The 17,932-nt window shown below is 72.6% G+C and carries 15 protein-coding genes; 5 read left to right on the top strand and 10 right to left on the bottom strand.

Translation table 11 applies throughout. From position 1 onward, the window contains the following. Positions 1–87: 87 nt before the first annotated feature. Genes aztC through aztB form a run of 3 tightly spaced genes read right to left on the bottom strand, consistent with a single transcriptional unit; the run spans position 88 to position 2,986 of the window. Positions 88–993, bottom strand: a complete 906-nt coding sequence (gene aztC, locus E1295_RS18565) for a zinc ABC transporter substrate-binding protein AztC (protein ID WP_132631577.1) — start codon at positions 991–993, stop codon at positions 88–90. Beyond that, entirely contained in the window at positions 990–2,147 is a 1,158-nt protein-coding gene (locus E1295_RS49675) for a PQQ-binding-like beta-propeller repeat protein (RefSeq protein WP_132631576.1), read from the bottom strand. The genes aztC and E1295_RS49675 overlap by 4 nt, the downstream gene beginning before the upstream one ends. Further along, positions 2,144–2,986, bottom strand: a complete 843-nt coding sequence (aztB, locus tag E1295_RS49670; RefSeq protein WP_132631575.1) for a zinc ABC transporter permease AztB — start codon at positions 2,984–2,986, stop codon at positions 2,144–2,146. Before aztB ends, E1295_RS49675 begins: the two co-directional genes overlap by 4 nt. Before the next feature lie 51 nt (positions 2,987–3,037). Here aztB and aztA point away from each other — a divergent pair, with 51 nt between their 5' ends. Then, positions 3,038–3,757, top strand: a complete 720-nt coding sequence (gene aztA, locus E1295_RS18550; protein ID WP_132631574.1) for a zinc ABC transporter ATP-binding protein AztA — start codon at positions 3,038–3,040, stop codon at positions 3,755–3,757. Positions 3,758–3,870: 113 nt separating this feature from the next. Here the strand turns inward: aztA and E1295_RS18545 are convergent, their stop codons facing one another. Then, a complete protein-coding gene (locus E1295_RS18545) occupies positions 3,871–4,974 on the bottom strand; it encodes a WD40/YVTN/BNR-like repeat-containing protein (protein WP_132631573.1) in 1,104 nt (367 codons plus the stop codon). Between the two features lie 134 nt (positions 4,975–5,108). Here E1295_RS18545 and E1295_RS51890 point away from each other — a divergent pair, with 134 nt between their 5' ends. Then, on the top strand, positions 5,109–6,119 hold the full coding sequence (locus E1295_RS51890; protein ID WP_281284760.1) for a helix-turn-helix transcriptional regulator: 1,011 nt from the start codon (positions 5,109–5,111) through the stop codon (positions 6,117–6,119). 70 nt (positions 6,120–6,189) lie between these two features. Here the strand turns inward: E1295_RS51890 and E1295_RS18535 are convergent, their stop codons facing one another. Next, complete coding sequence (locus tag E1295_RS18535) at positions 6,190–9,324, bottom strand: AfsR/SARP family transcriptional regulator (protein WP_166427292.1); 3,135 nt, start codon at positions 9,322–9,324, stop codon at positions 6,190–6,192. Between the two features lie 237 nt (positions 9,325–9,561). Between E1295_RS18535 and E1295_RS18530 the strand changes: the two genes are divergently transcribed. Next, entirely contained in the window at positions 9,562–9,939 is a 378-nt protein-coding gene (locus E1295_RS18530) for a cupin domain-containing protein (protein ID WP_220448783.1), read from the top strand. A 6-nt stretch (positions 9,940–9,945) separates the two neighbouring features. Here the strand turns inward: E1295_RS18530 and E1295_RS18525 are convergent, their stop codons facing one another. From E1295_RS18525 to E1295_RS18510, 4 genes are all read right to left on the bottom strand, one after another. Next, positions 9,946–11,145 (bottom strand): DUF1266 domain-containing protein, encoded by a 1,200-nt coding sequence (locus E1295_RS18525; RefSeq protein ID WP_166427291.1) that lies wholly within the window; start codon positions 11,143–11,145, stop codon positions 9,946–9,948. A gap of 43 nt (positions 11,146–11,188) precedes the next feature. Continuing rightward, the gene (locus tag E1295_RS18520) at positions 11,189–11,407 is read right to left on the bottom strand and encodes a hypothetical protein (protein WP_220448782.1); all 219 of its coding nucleotides are present in this window, start codon (positions 11,405–11,407) and stop codon (positions 11,189–11,191) included. A 43-nt stretch (positions 11,408–11,450) separates the two neighbouring features. Then, positions 11,451–11,639, bottom strand: coding sequence for a hypothetical protein (locus E1295_RS18515; RefSeq protein ID WP_246080119.1), 189 nt, complete (start codon positions 11,637–11,639; stop codon positions 11,451–11,453). Positions 11,640–11,807: 168 nt separating this feature from the next. Further along, positions 11,808–12,626, bottom strand: a complete 819-nt coding sequence (locus E1295_RS18510; RefSeq protein WP_246080118.1) for an SAM-dependent methyltransferase — start codon at positions 12,624–12,626, stop codon at positions 11,808–11,810. Between the two features lie 200 nt (positions 12,627–12,826). On the opposite strand from E1295_RS18510, the gene E1295_RS18505 reads away from it, so the two are divergent. Together E1295_RS18505 and E1295_RS18500 are read left to right on the top strand one after the other, a co-directional pair. Beyond that, a complete protein-coding gene (locus tag E1295_RS18505; protein ID WP_166427290.1) occupies positions 12,827–14,038 on the top strand; it encodes an FxsB family cyclophane-forming radical SAM/SPASM peptide maturase in 1,212 nt (403 codons plus the stop codon). Then, positions 14,035–15,375: an HEXXH motif domain-containing protein gene (locus tag E1295_RS18500; RefSeq protein WP_132631569.1), complete on the top strand. Its 1,341-nt coding sequence runs from the start codon at positions 14,035–14,037 to the stop codon at positions 15,373–15,375. The genes E1295_RS18505 and E1295_RS18500 overlap by 4 nt, the downstream gene beginning before the upstream one ends. On the opposite strand, the gene fxsT is transcribed toward E1295_RS18500, so the two are convergent. Then, positions 15,335–17,827 (bottom strand): FxSxx-COOH system tetratricopeptide repeat protein, encoded by a 2,493-nt coding sequence (gene fxsT, locus E1295_RS18495; protein WP_132631568.1) that lies wholly within the window; start codon positions 17,825–17,827, stop codon positions 15,335–15,337. The genes E1295_RS18500 and fxsT overlap by 41 nt on opposite strands. Positions 17,828–17,932 lie beyond the last annotated feature (105 nt).

The following is a 17,932-nucleotide window of genomic DNA, read 5'->3' as shown; positions in this document are numbered from 1 at the left end:
AGCGCAGGCGGACAGCAGGGCCGCGGCGGCGATCAGTACGGGAACGGATGTCCTGGGGGTCACGATGTGCCTTTCTTCTTCGGGGGATCAGCGGCCGTTGAGGCCGTCGACGATGGCTTTCGTGTTGCTGCGGACCATGTCGAGGTAGGTGGTGGCGCCGGGCGTCACGCTCAGCGACTCCGAGAACAGGGGCACGACCTCGACCCGTACGCCGGCCTCCGAGGCGAGCGCCCGCGCGAGCCGGTCGGGCTGGGAGGCGTCGGCGAAGATCGCCTTCACCTGCGTGCGCTGGACGGTCTGCTTCAGCGCGTGCAGGTCGGAGGCGCTGGGGGAGGCCAGGGTGGTGCCGCTGGGGATCACCGCGCCGACGACCTCGAAGCCGTAGCGCTGCGCGAAATAGCCGAAGACGTGGTGGTTGGTGACGAGCTTGCGGGCGGCGGGCGGGACGGTCGCGACCTGCTCCGCCACCCAGGCGTCGAGCTGTTCGACCCGCGTGCGGTAGGCGCCGGCGGCGGCCCGTACGGCGGCCGGGTCGGCGCCGTCCACGTGGGCGACCACCTGCTCGGCGATCAGGTCGACGGCGCCGGCCATGCGCCGCGGGTCGGTCCAGAAGTGGGGGTCGAGCTGCCCGTCGCCGGTGAGGCGCAGCGGATCGAGGCCCTCGGCCACGGCCAGGGTGGGCACGCCGGCGTCCGCGGCGGCCCGTACGTTGCGCAGGACGCCCTCCTCCAGGCCGAGCCCGTTGTGCACCACCAGATCGGCCTGTTCGATCAGCGCGGCCTCCTGGGCGGAGACGCCGAACGAGTGCGGGTCGGAGCCGGGCTTCATCAACACGGTCACCTCGGCCTGCCCGCCGGCGACGGCGCGGGTGACGTCGCCCAGGATGTCGGTGGTGACGACGATCCGGGGCTCCCGCGCGTCCTGGCCGGCGCACCCGGTCAGCGTCACCAGGACGACGGTCACCAGGGCGCAGACGGCCCGGCACGCCCTCATCGCCCGGTCTCCGTCATGTGCGCGGGCGCGAAGCCGGGGTCGAACGTGCGGGCACGCCTGAGACCGTCGTTGTAGTCGATCTCGTGCACGGTCCGGCCCGCGGGGTCGTTGACGTACGCGCGGGCGGTGTCGACCTCGATGGCCGGCGTCCCGGTCAGCGGCGTGCGGAGCAGTTCGGTCCTGGCCCGCTCCTCGCCGGAGCCGGGTTCGTACGCGTGCAGCACCCCGTCCCTGGTCAGGACCAGCACCGGCATCCCGTCCCCCGCGGCGTTGACCGCCACGGCGGGCCCGGTCGTCAGCCGCCGCCACGTCCTGGCGGTGACGTCGAGCACCCAGACGCCCGCGTCGCCGGCCTTCGCCGCGAGGATCGTGCTGCCGGGCCGGTGCCGGAACTCCCTGGCCCGCCGGTCCGCGGACGGCACGCGGGGGTAGGGGATCCGTACGCTGCCGAACCTGCCGTCCTCCTCGGTGACGAGCAGGGCGCCGTGGGCGCAGCCGAGAACGGCGCCGCGCCGGGTCACGGCCGCGCCCGCCGCGTCCTCGCACGCGCCGACGACCCGGCCGGGCTCGCCGTCCCGCGTCATGATCCGCACCTCGCCGCCCACGGCCGCGACCACGTGCTCCGCGTACGGCACCGCCACCGCGGCCGTGAACCTGGCCGTCTCCGCAGCCTCGCCCTTGTCCATGCGGGCGCGGTCGAGCAGCCTGACCGTGCCGTCGGACGAGCGCACGGCGGTCACCGCGGCGTCGGCGTGGACCGTGTACGGGGGCCGCCCGCGCAGAGTGCCGAGGCCGCGGGCCGCCGCACGGTAGTAGTGCACGTGGTCGCCGTGGTCGACGGTCCACGCGCCGGTGTCGACCACGCGGAGCTCGCCCGAGGCGGTGGTGAGGTAGGCGAAGCGGCCGTCGCCGGTCACGCTCTCGACCTGCTCGACGCCGTCGACCGGCGACACCTTGCCGGTGAGCAGGTCGAGCACGTGTACGGCCCCCGCCCGGTCGCCGGCGAGCAGCAGCCGGGACTGCGGCTCCGGCATCTCCTCCGCGCCCGCGACGTAGCCGTGCGGCGTGGGAGCGGGCTCGTGCGGCAGCGGTTGCCGCGCGCATCCGGCCAGCAGGACCAGCCCGGCGAGGGCCGCGGCGAGGGGGGCCCTCACGACGCGGCCTGCGTACGGGCCGTGAGCCGGTGCCTGAGCAGGCCGGCCACGGCCGAGACGAAGAACAACCCCACGGCGACGGCGGCGATGGTGGCGCCCGCCGCCGTGGCCGCGTGCCACGACACGACGAGCCCGGTCACGGTCGAGACGATCCCGAGCAGCGCCGCCCCGAGCATGATCGTGACGATGGCCCGCGCCCACAGCGCCGCGGCGGCGGCCGGCGCGATGAGCAGCCCGAAGACCAGCAGCGTGCCCACGATGTGGAACGAGGCGACGATGGCGACCGTGACCAGCCCGGTCAGCAGCACCTGAGCCGCGCGCGGGCGCAGCCCCAGCGTGTGGGCCTTGCGCGGATCGAACGCGAGCGCGACGAACGCCCGGTGGCCGAGCACCGCCACGGCGACGGTGACCGCCAGCGCGGCGCCCAGGCCCGCCAGGTCGTCCCCGCCGACCGCCAGCACGTCGCCGAACAGGAACGCGGTCAGGTCGACGGCGAACGACCGGGAGTGGGAGACGACGATCACGCCGAGGGCCAGCATGCCGGCGAACAGCAGGCCGATGGCGGTGTCCTGGGACAACCGCGGCGACCTGCCGAGCACGCTCACGCCCAGCGCCATCCCGGCGGCGCTGAGCAGGGCGCCGACGAGCACGTTCACCCCCGCCAGCGAGGCGAGCGCCACGCCGAGGAGCATCCCGTGGGACATCGCGTCGCCGAGGAAGGCCATGCCGCGCAGCACGACCCACGTCCCCGCGACCGCGCAGATGAGGGAGACCAGGATGCCCGCCCAGAGCGCTTGCCGGACAAATGACACCTGGAAGGGATCAAGCAACCATTCCATGGGCAACCACACTACAATGAAAACCGTTGTCGTTTTCAAGAGGAGGTCGCCATGACGCACGGCGTCGCGATCCATGACGTCGTGGCCGGATACGGCCGCAGGGTCGTGCTGAAGGGAATCTCGGCCGGACTGCCCGCCTCGGCGGTCACGGCCGTCGTCGGCCCGAACGGCTCGGGCAAGTCCACGATGCTCGGCGTGCTGGCCGGCGTCGTCGAACCCGCGCGCGGCCGGGTCGAACGCGAGGGGCGCCGCCCTGGATACGTCCTTCAGCGCAGCGCGGCGCCCGACGCCCTGCCGCTCACGGTCCGCGACGCGGTGGCGATGGGCCGCTGGGCGCTACGCGGGCCGTGGCGGCGGCTGACGGCGGCCGACCGGGCGGTGGTCGACGCCTGCATGTCCCGCCTGGGCATCCTCGACCTGGGCGGGCGGCAACTCGGCGCGTTGTCTGCCGGGCAGCGCCGGCGTGCGCTCGTCGCCCAGGGCCTCGCCCAGGAGCCGGAGCTGCTCCTGCTCGACGAGCCCGCGACGGGGCTGGACATGGAGGCCGCCCGGCTCATCGGCGGCGTCATCGAGGAGGAGAGCGCGGCCGGTGTCACGGTGGTCCACGTCACCCACGACCTGGCCGCGGCCATGGCAGCCGGCCACTGCCTCCTGCTCGACGGCGGCCGGCTGGTCGCGCAGGGCCCGCCGGAGGAGGTGCTGACGCCGCGGGCGCTGCGCGGGGTGTTCGGCGGCCCGCGTCCACAGCCTGTGGGCACACGGGACCGCTGACGGACGGTGCCGGCCGGGGTCGAGCCCGTACGTGGCCGGGGCGCCGGCTCGCGCGCCGGCCCGGCGCCGAGGTGCTCGCGCGCCGGCCGGGCGCCGTGGTGCTTGCGGGACGGTCAGACCTCCTCGGCCAACCCGAGGTACATCACGCCGGCGTCGGCGGGGTTGAAGGCGATCGCGGTGACCCGGTCATAGGCGTTGTGCCGGGTGGTGACGCGCTCGCGCCAGGAGTCGTACCGGTAGATGTCGGTGCCGAGCGAGGACCATCCGGTGCCCCACACGAAATAGAGCACGCCCGGGTCCCTCGGGTGGGCGGCGAGCAGTGGCCCGTTGGGGATCGTGATGCCGTCGCCCTGGTCCACGACGGGGATGAAGCGGCGGCCGCCGTCCCACGAACGGTAGATGTGCCGGCCGCCGGACGGCGCTCCCGCCTCCAGCTCGCCGAGGTCGAGCCCCATCACGTACACGACGTTAGGCGAGGCGGGCGAGATCGCGGCGCTGAACACGTTGACCTTCGCACCGGTCGCGCTCAGCCCCTTCGGCGTCGTCCAGGTGCGCCCGCCGTTGAAGGTGACGCGGGCGGAGCCTGACGCGCCCAGCACCACGTGGTTGAGGTTGTGCGGGTCGAACACCGCCGTGTAGACGCTGCGCAGGTCGTCCTTGTCCCAGGCGGGCACGCCGATGGACCGCCACGTGCGCCCGCCGTCACGCGATTCGTGCAACTGCCCGTCGGCGTCGGCCACCCGCAGGCGGTCGCCGTGGCGGCGGTCGGCGCCGAGCCCGGCCAGCCTGCCGGCCGGCGAGGTGAGCGGCGTGACCCCGTCGGGCGTGGCCAGCGAGAGGTGGCCCGCGCGGTCCCACGCGTACGCCCGGTCGCCGCGGGCCGCGCTCAGCTCGGCGTTCGAGCCGGGCACCTCGCCCACCGGCTCCCACGTGCAGCCGGCGTCGGACGATCGCGACAGCCGGTTGCCGGACAGGGAGAGCAGGCTGTCAGGGCGCTCGAGCGCGACCAGGCCGCGGGTGTAGACGACAGGTTCCAGCTTCTTGCTGGTCGGGGTGAGGGTTGTGCCTTCGTCCCGCGTGTACGTCACCGTGCCGTCGCCGGTGACCGTCTCGCAGGAGGGCTGATGCCAGCGGCCGGAACCGTCGGCCGACGCGGGTGCCGCGGCCGACATGACCGCGAGCGCGGCCGTCAGCCCGATGGCGAGAGCCTTCTTCAAAGCTGCCTCCCTGGCAGGCATGGGTGCGGAACGGCAAAAGGTTCATGTCCCGTCCTACCGGGCGCGGATCGCCGAGGCCAGCTCAACGATTGGCAGCTTTGCGACATTTCATGAATATGACATGCTTGCGGATCGTGAACCCGCATGACAACGCACTCTCGGCCGTCGGCGTGGACGCCGAGGACGAGCAAATATATCGCGACCTGCTGCGCCGGCCCCGCGCGACCCTGCACGAGCTGGCCGCGCACACCGGGCGCACCACGGTGGCCCTGCGCCGCGCGTTCGCCCGGCTGGAGGCGCTGGGGCTGGTCAGCCGCATGGCGGGACGCCCGGTCCGCTTCCTCGCCACCCGTCCGGACGTGGCGGTGTCCGCCCTCATCTCGCGCAGGGAGGAAGGGCTGGCGCAGGCGCGGCTCGCGGCACTGGCCATGCTCGCCGAGACCCCGCGTGCGGAGAACGACTCCCCCGAGGAGCTCGTCGAGGTGGTCCAGGGCCGGGCGGCCGTGGTGCAGCGGTTCACGCAACTGCAGCAGGCGGCGACCGAGGAGGTCCTGGTGCTGGACCGGCCACCGTACGCGCAGGACCCCGGCGAGCAGAACGTCGCGGAGATGGAGCGCCTCGCGCACGGCGTGGTCGTCCGCGGCATCTACGACGCCTCCGCCCTGGAGATCCCCGGCAAGCTGCGCCTCGCCCAGGAGTCGGTGGCCGCGGGCGAGCAGGCCAGGGTCAGCCCCGAGGTGCCGATGAAGCTGGCCATCGCCGACCGCCGGACCGCGATCCTGCCGCTGAGCACCGACGAGTCCTCCCACGCCGACAGCGCGGTCATCGTGCACTCCTCGACGCTGCTCGACGCGCTGGTCGCCCTGTTCGAGGTGCTGTGGCGCTCGGCGCTGCCGCTGCCGGCCCGGCCGCTCGACGCACCCTCCGGCGAACCGGCGGACCTTCCCGACCCGGAACTGTTCACGCTGCTGGCCGCCGGGCTCAAGGACGAGGCCGTGGCCCGCCAGCTCGGCGTGAGCCTGCGTACGGTGCACCGGCGGGTCAGCGAGATGATGGAGCGGCTCGGCGCGCGCACCCGGTTCCAGGCGGGACTGCTAGCCGCCCGTCGCGGCTGGTGGGGCGAGGACCCCTCGGGGCGCGGCTAGGGGCTCTGTCCGATGAGCGAGGCCACGCCCCGTGTCGGTGATCGTCGGACGGAGAGGTTACCGGTCGGCCTCAGGCCGTCACGGCGAGCGGCGCCTTGGCCGCCGCCTTGGCGGCCTCCTCGTGCCAGCCCGTGGCGCCGATGTCGGCGAAGACGGCCGCGGCCTGCCGGAAGTATCGCCTGCTCTCCTCGCCCTCGCCCTCGCCCTCGACGTGCCCGAGTGCGAGGAGGACGCGGCCCTCGATCATCCTGTCACCCACCTGCCGGGCGAACCGCAACGCCCGCTGCAGGTCCTCGGCGGCGGCGGCCGGCTCCCCGCAGCCGAGCCGCGCCTCGCCCAGCGCGTGCAGCGTGTACGCCTGGCCCACCAGGTCCTTCAGGCCGATGGCGATGGCCAGCGCCTGCTCGCCGTCCCTGATGGCCTCGGCGTACAGGCCTTGGCGGCGGCGGACCTCCGCCCTGCGCTTGAGCAACTGAGCCTTGTTCACGTTGAGTATCTCGGTGAGGGCCAGCGCCCGATCCAGCAGGCGTGCGGCCTCCTCCAGCCGGTCCTCGAGCATGTGCACGTGCGAGACAAAGCCCAGGGCGTGCGCCAGGGCGGCGTTGTCGCCGAACCGCTCGAACAGCTCCATGGCACGTTCGATCTCCGCCCTGCCCTTGCCGAGGTCGCCCTGGATGAGATGGACGCTGCCGAGGTGGCGGAGCACGATGGCCTGGCCGGGCCCGTCGTCGAGTTGCTCGAAGAGGTCGAGCGCCTGGTACAGGAACCCGGCGGCCTGCGGAAGCCGCCGCAGGACGAGGTTGAGCGAGCCGACCGAGTACAACATGGCGGCCTGGCCCGGCAGGTGGGAGGCGGCCCGGCACGCTGCGAGGGCTCTGGTCGCGCAGGCCTCCCAGTCCGCGAAATAGGCACGGGACTCGAAAAGGTGCACGTAACTGGCCACGAGGTCGCGGCTCAGATCGGCGAGCCGCATATCGGCGCACTGTGACACCGCGGCGACGAGCGTCAGCCGCTCGCTCTCCAGCCACGCCAGCGGGTCGCTCAGCAACGCCGTCCAGGATGCCTTGTCGGGCAGCCAGCGTGGCGCGTCGCTGCTCGGGACCCTGGGGTACCGGGTGTCGTAGCGGATCTCGCGTGCCTGCTCCGCCAGGCCGAGCAGCCCGCTGAACACGCGGCACAGCGCGGCCGGCACGGCGTCGCGCGGGCCCTCGACCTCGGCCTGCTCGCGGGCGTACAGCCGGATCAGGTCATGGAAGCGGTAGCGCGGCTGGCCGGCTCCGTCGCTCCCGAGCGGCTGCAGCAGCTGCGCGTCCACCAGCTGTTCGAGCAACTGCTCCGCCTCCTGGACCGACGTGTCCAGCAGCGCCGCCGCCAGCCACGGCGCGAACCCGCACGGGGCGTCCACCATCGCGAGCCAGCGGAAGGCCAGGGCGGCGCGCGCCGACAACTCCCGGCAGGACAGCTCGATGCCGGCCCTGACCTCGAAGTCGCCGCGACTGAGATGGTCCAGCCGGTTGTGCTCGCAGGCCAGCCGCTCGACCATCTCGGTCAGCGACCACCGCGGCCGCGCCGTCAGCTTGGCCGCCGCGATGCGCAGCGGCAGCGGCGACCTGTCGCACAGCTCCACCAGCCGGGTCGCCGCCCCCTGCTCGGCCGACACCCGCTCGGTGCCCACCACCCGTTCGAGCAGTTCGACCGACTCCTTCTCGGTCAGGACGTCCAACGGCACCTGCAGCGCGCCGTGGCTCACGGTCAGCCCCTCCAGCCGGCGTCGCGAGGTGACGACCACGCAGCAGCCGGGTGTTCCGGGCAGCAGCGGGCGCACCTGCGCGGCCGACGCCGCGTTGTCCAGCACGACCAGCACCCGCTTGCCGCTCACGGCGCTGCGGAACAACGCGGCCCGCTCCTCCACCGTGGACGGGACATCCCGCCCCGGGACCCCGAGCGCGCGCAGGAACCGCTCCAGTACGGCCGACGGCTCCGCCGACCTGCGGTTGCGGTCGTAGCCGTGCAGGTTCGTGTACAGCTGACCGTCGGGGAACCGGTCGGCCGCCTCATGCGCCCACCGCAGGGCGAGCGAGGTCTTGCCCACCCCCGCGGCCCCGCTGATCACGGCCACCGGCAGGCCGTCCTCGCCCGGCCGCGTCAACCGGTCGAGCATCCGGAGCTGCGACGTACGGCCCACGAACGCGGAGACGGCGGGCGGCAACTGCGCCGGCCGGACCATGAGCGCCGTAGCGGGCCGGCCGCTCGTGCCCGTCGGTGTGGTGGAGCAGCCCGGCGCAGGAACGGGCGCGCCGGGCCTGGAAGCGGGCGCTCCGGCGTGTGCGGTGGTGGTCGGGCTGGGCAGCGTGGTGGTCGGGATGGATGGCGCGACGGCCGGGCCGGGCGGTGTGGTGGTCGGGTTGGGCGGTGCGGTGGGATTCGTGCGGGGCCGAACGGCCGTTGTGCGCCGGCGCGTCGTCCCGGCGGCGGGTGGGCCGGCCAGGATCGACTGCTGGAGGTCGCGAAGGGCCTGTCCAGGCTCCAGGCCGAGCTCGTCCAGCAGGCGCCTGCGCCCCTGCTGGTACGTCTCCAGCGCGTCGGCCTGCCGCCCCGAGCGCCACAGCGCCAGCATCAGCCGTTCGCGCAGCCCTTCGCGCAGCGGGTGCTCCTCCACCAGCACGGACAGCCGGCCCACGACCTCGCGGGCACGGCCGCAGGCCAGCTCCGCGTCGGCCCACTCCTCGGCGATGTCGAGCCGGGTGTTCTCCAGGCCGCGGGCGGCGGCGGCGATCTCGGTGGAGTCGATCTCGGACAGCACCGGGCCGCGCCACAGGTCGAGCGCCTTCGCCAGCGCGGCCGACGCCTCCTCGGGACGTTCCGCCCGCCGGGCGGCGCCGGCCTGCTGCCGGGCCTCGTACGCGTCCAGCCACACGCCGTCGGTGAGCAGGCGGTAGCCGACCTGCTCGGTGACGATCAGCTCCGCCTCGCGACCGGCGGCCCTGACGGCCTTGCGCAGCGCGTGGATGTGGATCGCGATCTGGTTGCGTGCCGACCCCGGCAGGTGTTCCCCCCAGACCGCGGACACCAGCCGGTCGAGCGGCACGATGCGCCCGGCGTCGAGCAGCAGGGCGGCGAGCAGTGAGCGCGGCCGCGGGCCGCCCAGCTTGACCGGACGCCCCAGGCAGCTCGCCTCCAGTGGCCCGAGGATCCGGAATTCCATCGGTGTTGTCATGTCATCCCCCGTGGTTCCGTTCGATTGCCTGCTCCCCCTGGCGATCGGGCCTTCTGAATCGCTTCGAAAGCGCATGTAAAGCCCGTGCGCTTAGCGTGGCACCTCGGTTCGGTCCGCTGTACCCGTTACGTAACAGGGAGTGCGGGAGGGCCATTGCTGCGATGAGGGTTTAGCGGGCCCCGCGATCAGGCAGGAGAAGGGCCCGTACGAACCCTGGAGCAGGAGATGACCGTGCACCATTTCACGATCGCGACCGTCGCCGAGGAGAGCGCCGACTTCCGCCGCGTGTTGTGGACGGGAGAGAAGAGCCAGCTGGTGATCATGACGATCCCGCCGGGCGGTGAGATCGGTGATGAGGTCCACGAGGGCATCGACCAGATCCTGACGTTCGTCTCAGGCGTGGGCGAGGCGCGGGTGGGCGGAGAGACGAGAGAGGTACGGCAGGGCGACCTGGTGGCCGTCCCTGCCGGGACGCGGCACAACTTCGTCAACACCGGTGTGAACCCTCTGGTCCTCTACACGGTGTACGGCCCGCCGGAACACGCTGACGGGGCCGTGCACAGGACCAAGGAGGAGGCCGACCGAGCCGAGCACTCCGCCTGACTCGCGCTAACGAGGAGCATCGAGGGCGAACGGGATGTTCCGCCACGGGCTGCCGGGGTCCTGGGTGAGGATGCGGTGCGGAGTGAGCGCGGACTCGTACATGTGGCCGAACGCCTCCTCGTCGAAGCGCAGCACCCGACCCAGGATGTATCCGGCGGAGAACGACTCCCACGTCCCGTACACCTGCCGGGTCAGCTCGCCGGCCTTGGCCACCACCTGCTCCACCTCGTACGGCTCCGCGAACCTGGCGCTGAGCCCCCAGCGGGCGAAGTTGACCGCCCGGCCGAAGTCGTAGCCGAGGGCCGAGCTCACGTACCCGTCGGGCGGCAGGATGCCGTCGGCGCGGAAGCGGTCCTCGTAGCGGACGATCCGGGCGATCAGCTGCATCATGGCGTCGATGCCGGGCGGGCCCATGCCCTTCTGGGTCAGCACGCCGGCCGCCGCCTGCTGCCACATCGACGGGTCGCGGTGCGAGCCGGGGTACTGGCGGGACAGGTCGTCTCTCACCTGGAGCAGGAACTCCGGCTCGACCGGGCTGTTGCGGCCCTCCAGCAGGGCGGTGACCTGCGTCTGCCAGCCGGACCTGTCGGTGACGCCCCAGGACTCGCGCAGGGTCTCGACGTCGCCCTCGTAGTGGCTGTAGACGTCGCCGACCTCGTTCCAGATCACCCCGTTGTGCACGGCGAGGTGCCCGCCGCAGGCCAGCCCGTGGGCGAGCGGCCCGTGCAGGGGGCCGGTGTACTTGGTGAGCAGCTGGTCGGCGTCGTGCCCGCGCTTCGGGACACTCTTCTTCAGCGACTTCCAGTGCCGGCGCTTGCGCTTGGCGTCGGGGAAGTACGTCCCCGACGGGCTCCCCGGGTTGACCAGCATCCCCTGCAGCTCGCCGCCCCACCATTCCTCGGGCGGGAAGGGCAGCGAGACCTCGCAGGCGACGGCGTCGTGCCGCCTTTGCGGCAGCTCGCCCCGCGTGTAGACGACCAGGCATTCCTTGCCCTCGGGGCCCTGCTCGGGCAGCCAGTTGACCACCAGCTTGCGGTTGTCGACCCGGTCCTTCGGCTTGTAGGAGAACGTGTCGACGCCGAGCAGGACGCTGACGTAGGCGTCCCAGTCGCCGCGCGACTTGGCCTCGAACAAGGCCCTTTCGACGTCGGTCGGCGGCACCCAGGTAGCCCCCTGGCCCGACGGGTTGTTGATCGGCATTCCCATGCGGGCAAACATTAGTGAACGAAAGCCACCTAAACGGTGGAAATTACAGGTCGTTGCCCGCGTACGACAGGTTGAAGCTCTTGTTGACCAGCGGAAAGTCCGGCACGATCGCCCCCTTGAGCGCGAGCGGCAGCGCCGGCCAGTTGAAGAACGACGGATCGACGACCTTGATCCGCTCCCGCCCGCCGCCGGCGCCCAGCTGCACCCGGTGCACGATCGTGCCGCGCGTGTGCCTGAGCGCGAGCTCGGAGATCTCCGCCACGTCGGCGGCGACGCTCGCGAGCTCCGCGGGGCCGGGCAGGTCGTCAGGGAGGCGGGCGCCTGGTCTCGGCGTCCCGGAGCTCGGCCAGCAGCTTGCCCTGTCCGGCGATCACGTCGGTGAGGATCCGGCGTGCCGAACGCATCAGCTCGGCCACGTCTCCGCTGCTCAGGACGTAGACGACGGTGGCGCCCTCGCGGGTCGCCGTCACGATCCCTTCGTCGCCGGGCTCCACGGTGACCCCGTGCTCCCTGGTCAGGTGACTCCATGCTCCGACCCTTGAGCAGCAATGCAACACATAATGTCGGCAATTGAAGATTTCTTCAATACGGAAGCTGCATAAGCCCGCATGGTTCACATGCGGGCTGCAGGTCGTGCGGGAGAGGTCCGGAGCGCCGGGGCGTCAGGCCTTGCGGCCGACACCGCCGTAGAGCCACTTCGTGGCCTGCGGAGCCGGGTCGGAGGGGTCCGGGTGCCAGGCGTCGATGGTCACCAGGCCCGGCTCGACCAGGTCGAAGCCGTCGAAGAAGCGAGCGATCTCCTCGCGCTCGCGGAAGAAGATCGGCGTCGGCGTCCTGGCGTACACGGCCTCGATCTGCGCGACCGCCTCCGGCGGGTGGTTCTCGGTGGTGACGTGGGTGGCCGTGAGGTGGCTGCCGGACGGCAGGGCGTCGAGCAGCTGGCGCATGATCGGGCCGCGTTCGTCCAGTGTGAGGAAGTGCACCATGGCGATCATGAGGACGCCGACCGGCTCGTTGAAGTCGATCAGCTTGACCGTTTCTGGATGCCCGAGCACGTCGGCGGGGCGCCGCATGTCGGCAGCGGCCACGCTGGTGTTGTCGTCGGTCGCCAGCAGCGCACGGCCGTGCTGCAGCACCACCGGGTCGTTGTCGACGTAGACCACGCGGGCGTCGGGGGTGATCTCCTGGGCGATCTGGTGGGTGTTGCCCACGGTCGGCAGGCCGGAGCCGATGTCGATGAACTGCCGGACACCCTGGCGGGCCATGTGGCGCACGGCGCGGCGCAGGAACGCGCGGTTCTCCTGGGCGAGCCGGCGGATCTCCGGCATGGCCTTCTCGACCTGGCGCACGGCCTCCCGGTCCACCTCGAAGTTGTCCTTCCCTCCGAGGTAGTAGTCGTACATGCGGGCGACACTCGGCCTGGTGACGTCGATGCCCGCCGCTCCGTTAGGCTTCTGCTCCACCATTTCCCCGACCTCCACGGTAGATCATTTCTTACTCAAGTTAGCGCAATCGGGTAGTGCGGGGAGTAAGGAAAGCCGCAATCGACACCGAACCCGCCAAAGACCCCGGACGGTGTGATCGTGTACCCGGAGGACACTCCGCACCGCACGCAAGCGCCGCGCTGGGCGCAGCCGCGACCTCATGCACAGCGCCGCCCGCGGGCGATAGTTTCGCTCGTGTGTCACGCCCGAAAGGATTCTGGCTGGGCAACCTGAAGCCCCGGATCGCGGCTCCACTCCCTGACGGGTGGCAGCCGTGGCCTTTGTGCCAGTTCATCCTGAAACTACACAGCAGATGCGATCTAAGCTGCGATTACTGTTATGTCTATGAAATGGCCGACCAGAGCTGGAAATCCCAGCCGCGACGGGCGTCCAAGAGCGTCATCGCGCACACGGCCTCCCGCATCGCCGAGCACGCTCACGCGCACCGGATGCCCTCCGTCCACCTGATCCTGCACGGCGGGGAGCCACTCCTCGCCGGCCCCGGCCACATCGCCCACACCGTCCAGGCCGTCAGGCAGGCGCTGGGCCCCGACGTCCGCCTCGACGTCAGCCTGCAGACCAACGCCATGCGCCTGGACGAGGAGTTCCTGCGGTTGTTCGACGAGCTCGGCGTCCGCGTGGGCGTCAGCCTCGACGGCGACGCCGCGGGCCACGACCGGCACCGGCGGCGGGCCGACGGCCGGGGCAGCCACGCCACGGTCACCGCCGCGCTCGGCCTGCTCGGCGGCCGTTACCGTCACCTGTTCGGCGGCCTGCTCTGCACCGTCGACGCGCGCAACGACCCCATCGCGACCTACGAGGCGCTGCTGGAGTCGCGGCCGCCCAGGATCGACTTCCTGCTGCCGCACGGCAACTGGGCGGAGCCGCCGCCCGGGCTGGGCGACGGCGGCACGCCGTACGCCGACTGGCTCATCCCGATCTTCGACCGCTGGTACGCCGCGCCGCGCCGCGAGACGGAGGTCCGGCTCTTCGACGACGTCCTGCGGCTGCTCATGGGCGGCGCGTCGTCGAGCGAGGCGGTCGGCCTGAGCCCCGCGAGGATGGTGGTCATCGAGGCCGACGGCGCCATCCAGCAGTCCGACACGCTGAAGTCGGCCTACCCGGGCGCACCCGACACCGGCTTCCACGTCGCCCGCGACACCTTCGACGCCGTCCTGCGGCATCCGGCCGTCATGGCCCGCCAGCTCGGCCGCGACTCCCTCGCGACCGCCTGCCAGGACTGCCCCATCGTGCCGGTCTGCGGCGGCGGCCTCTACGCGCACCGCTACGACCCCGGCAGCGGGTTCGTCAACCCGTCGGTCTACTGCCGGGACCTGTTCCGCCTCATCACTCACATCCGCGGCGTGGTCGAGCATGACGTCGCCGCACTCCTGGAAGGCCGCCGATGAGTCTCAAGCACCACGTCATCCCGGAGGAGCACTTCCTGGCGCTGGCAGCGGGCGCGGGCGGCGCCGAGGCGGCTCACCTACTGGCGCGCGCCCAGTACAGCAAACACGTGCTGCTCGTGCACGGAGTGGCCACCGCCGCGCGCACCGCAGGACATCCAGGGGCCGGTCCGGCCGCGCGGGCGTACGCGCTGCTCAAGCGGGCGCAGCAGCACCACAAGGAGGCGGCGGACGCCGTGCTGCGCCACCCTGCCGTGGGCGCCTGGGCCTGGCGCACCTACCACGCCCTGTCCAGGTCGGTGGACGGCCATTCCCCTGCGCGGCTCGCGGCGGTCGCGGCCGCGGCCGCCGTACGGGCGGGGATGGACTTCTCGATCGAGGTGCCCGTCGAGGACGGCGGCGCCATGCTGCCCTCGCTCGGCCGCGCCCTGTGCGCCGGCCCGACCGCGCTCGTCCGGCGGGAGGGCGGGCCCGCGGAGGTCATCTCGGCCGGCGAGACGGTCAGGATCCCCGACGACCCCCACGTCGACGGGCCCGGCTGGGAGGCGCTGCGCGTTCTGTCGACGATGTCGGGCGGGCGGCGTGTCGCCCTGTGCGTGGACGACCTCGACCCCTACCGGATGCCGGGAGCACGCCTGTTCGCGCGGCGGTTGTCCGGCGAGGAGCTCGACCTGTGGCGTGCCGCCCTGCGGGGGGCCTGGGAACTGCTGGTCGACCACCACTGGACCATCGCCGCCGAGGTCTGCGCCGTCACGCGCGTGCTGACGCCACTGACCGACGTCCCCGGCGACCAGATCAGCGGCAGCTCCCGCGAGGCGTTCGGCTGCGTCGCGCTGTCCACGCCGCCCGACGCGACGACGCTCGCGCTCACGTTCGCCCACGAGGTCCAGCACGGGAAGTTGTCGGCGCTGCTCGACGTCGTCCCGCTGCTGCGCCCGTCGGGCGACAACCGCTACTACGCGCCGTGGCGTGACGATCCGCGCCCGCTGGGCGGGCTGTTCCAGGGGGCCTACGCCTATGTCGGCGTCAGCGGCTTCTGGCGCAGGCAGCGGCTGCTCGAACACGGCGAGGCGGCGCTGGCCGCGACCGCCGAGTTCTACCGCTGGCGCGAGGCCGCGGAGGGCGCCACCCGGGAGATCGCCGCGAGCGGCTACCTCACCCCGCGCGGCGAGCGTTTCGTCGCCGGGATGGCCGCGACCCTGGCGGCGTGGCGCGACGAGGAGGTCTCCGACGCGGCCATCGAGAAGGCCCGCGAGGACGCGGCCGCCCACCGGGAGGAGTGGCGGCGCCGCAACGGCCTCACGCCGCCGACTCCAGACGGTGTGACAGTTCCTGGATGAACGCGCGGGCGTCGCCCCACCAGACGGCCGCGCGCATGTTGAGCCGGGCGATCCTGGCGAGGTGATATCCCCTGGCGGATTCGTCCATCCCGCCGGGATCGGGGTCGTGCAGGACGACGGTGTTCCTCCTGGAAGGCGAGACGCCCGCCAGGAGGGACATCAGCATCCCGTACGACGCCGACCGCGGGTTGTGGCCGAGCATCAGGAACGGGTACGTGACCAGCGCCCCGAGGATGTCGGCCGACCATTTCCCGTACTCCACGCGCAGGCACCTGACACGGTCGCGCTCCGACAACACCAGCGAGCCCGGTACGTCGTACGATCCCGCCAGGTGGCACACCAGCGGTCGTTCTGGCGTGGGGGCGACCACCGGCTCGGTGACGGAGAGCTCCGGCCGCCACGGCGGCACCTTCACCACGGGTTCCCTGCCCGCCCGGAGCAGCGCCTTCGTGAGCTGGTCGTGGTAGGCGGTGGTGAGGTAGGAGGTGGCCGGGATCTCCGCCAGGAACGCGTAGGGGTCCTCCTCGTCGTCGGGCCGCTCCCATTCGTCGCGCAGGGCGGCCAGCAGTTCCTCGGCCATGGCCGCCCGGTCCGGCAGCGTCACCGCGTAGTCGAGCACGGACTCGAAGTTCCAGGCGTCCGGGAACGGATAGCCGAGCCGGCCGGCCCACTCCCAGCTCAGCGCCCGCACCCTGGCGGCCTTGCGCCGTGAGATGCCGGGGCCGACGACCGGGGTGCAGTCGCCCGTGGTCACCCGGTAGATCAGCCGGGGCCAGTCGTCGCCCTCCATGGTCCTGGCCATGAGCGTGCCGCGCCGCACGGGCGGGACGGGCACGGGTTCGGGGGCGGTCCCGCCCGCCGCCGGCGGTGAGGCGGCCAGCTCGGCGCCGGCGTACCGTTCGGCGCTCTCGGCGTCGCCGATCACCTGGAAGTACCGGACGAGCTTGGCCACGAACGCCCGCACGTCACGGTCGGCGCAGCCGGCCAGGGACGACGCCTCCGCATGGCCGGCCAGCTCGGCGTAGCGGGCAAGCGCCGCACGGTTCTCCGGATCCCCGCAGTCGGACCCGGCCAGCAGCAGGTGCACGTCATGCCGGACCCGCTCGCTCTCCGCGTCGGACAACCGCTTCCTGATCGTCGTCTGGAGCAGGCGGTGCATCTGGACGGTGCCCTGGCTCGCCAGCCTCATGAACCCGTACCGGGTGAGCATCCTGATCGCGGTGTCGGCCAGCACCGGGTCCTGGAACACGCCGACCGTGCCGCCCGACAGGGGCAGGCTCCCCTGGAGCAGCAGGTGGCGCGAGATCGACTCCGGCCGCAGGAAGGCGCAGCGCTGGAGTAGGTGGAGCGCCTCCGGGTGGGTCTGCCCGAGCGTCTCGAAGCCGAGGGCCCACGCCGAGGCGAGGCCGCGCCCGTAGTCGACCGGCGGGAGCTCGTCGAGCACACGTCCCGGCTGCTGGCGCAGCCGCGCGACGTAGGCACCGGGCGTCAGGCCGGAGCTCTTCATGTAGCTGCCCGCCTGGACGATGCCGAGCGGCAGGTCGCCGAGTTCCTCGGCCACCCGGGCCGCCTCCTCGGCGGAGATCCCGGGGACGCGCCAGGTGAGCAGCTCGACGCTGTCCTCGCGGTCGAACACCCCGACCTCGATGGCCGCGGCCACTTCGTCCCAGGCGGGGTCACGCGAGGTGATGAGCACGTGCCCCGGCCCGCCGTGCGGCAGGAACGCACCGAGGGTGTCGGGATGCCCGGCGTTGTCGAAGACGAGCAGCCACGGCGCACAACCGGGATCCTCCCGCAGCAGCTTCAGCGTCTCGGCCACGATCTCCGCCTCACCGGCGCCGTGGACGAGCTGTTTGCCCAGCGTGGCCAGGTCGGTCCTGATCTGCGTCGGCGGCTCGGCCCTGATCCAGAAAACGATCGAGTACCTCGACGAGTGCCGGTGAATGTACTCGGACGCGAGCTGGGTCTTGCCGTGGCCGCCCGGCCCCAGCAGGCACACCGGCCAGTCGGTCTGCGCGGCCATCTTGGCCTCCAGCTCCGCCATCAGCGCATGGCGGCCGGAGAAGTGGCCCCTGGCCGGTGGCCTGCCGCCCATGATCCGCGGCCGGGAGTCCTCCGCGTCGTCCTGAGGCGGCTCGGGCGTCTGGCTGACGGCCGCCGACAGCGCCTTGTGCCGCCCGAGCCAGGTGTCGAGGAACTCCGCCTCGTCGGAGGCGAGCTCCACCCCGTGGCGGCGCCCGTACGCGAGGCAGGCGCGGACGTAGGCGTCGACCAGCGGCCAGGCCGGCGGGCGGCGGCGCTCGCCCTCCAGGAGGCCGTGCACGGTGCTGGACGGCAGCTTCGCGGGGTTCAGCCGTTGCAGCTCGCGATAGGGCGGGGTGCCGACGTCGGCGCGCAGCTCGCTCAGGGCGGCGATGAACGCCTGGAGTGGGTCGTCGCCGTCGGCGTTCATCGGCGGCTGCCTTTCCGCTGCGGGAGATCCCGGATCGTCCGGGGAGCGTCCGTGGTCATCCGCCTTCCCACGCTACTGGGCCGATCCGGTGTGCCGGGTCGTCCA

This window comes from Nonomuraea mesophila, assembly GCF_004352805.1.
GTDB classification, from domain to species: domain Bacteria; phylum Actinomycetota; class Actinomycetes; order Streptosporangiales; family Streptosporangiaceae; genus Nonomuraea; species Nonomuraea longispora.
The sequence above is the reverse complement of the archived record's forward strand: the minus strand, read 5'-3'. Positions and strand labels throughout refer to the sequence as shown.

Bases quoted from the DNA above. Each gene is read 5' to 3' on its own strand.
- E1295_RS18500 (WP_132631569.1), top strand. From the start codon at position 14,035: ATGAGTCTCAAGCACCACGTCATCCCGGAGGAGCACTTCCTGGCGCTG.
- E1295_RS18535 (WP_166427292.1), bottom strand. From the start codon at position 9,324: ATGGAATTCCGGATCCTCGGGCCACTGGAGGCGAGCTGCCTGGGGCGT.
- E1295_RS18530 (WP_220448783.1), top strand. From the start codon at position 9,562: ATGACCGTGCACCATTTCACGATCGCGACCGTCGCCGAGGAGAGCGCC.
- fxsT (WP_132631568.1), bottom strand. From the start codon at position 17,827: ATGAACGCCGACGGCGACGACCCACTCCAGGCGTTCATCGCCGCCCTG.
- aztB (WP_132631575.1), bottom strand. From the start codon at position 2,986: ATGGAATGGTTGCTTGATCCCTTCCAGGTGTCATTTGTCCGGCAAGCG.
- aztA (WP_132631574.1), top strand. From the start codon at position 3,038: ATGACGCACGGCGTCGCGATCCATGACGTCGTGGCCGGATACGGCCGC.
- E1295_RS18525 (WP_166427291.1), bottom strand. From the start codon at position 11,145: ATGGGAATGCCGATCAACAACCCGTCGGGCCAGGGGGCTACCTGGGTG.
- aztC (WP_132631577.1), bottom strand. From the start codon at position 993: ATGAGGGCGTGCCGGGCCGTCTGCGCCCTGGTGACCGTCGTCCTGGTG.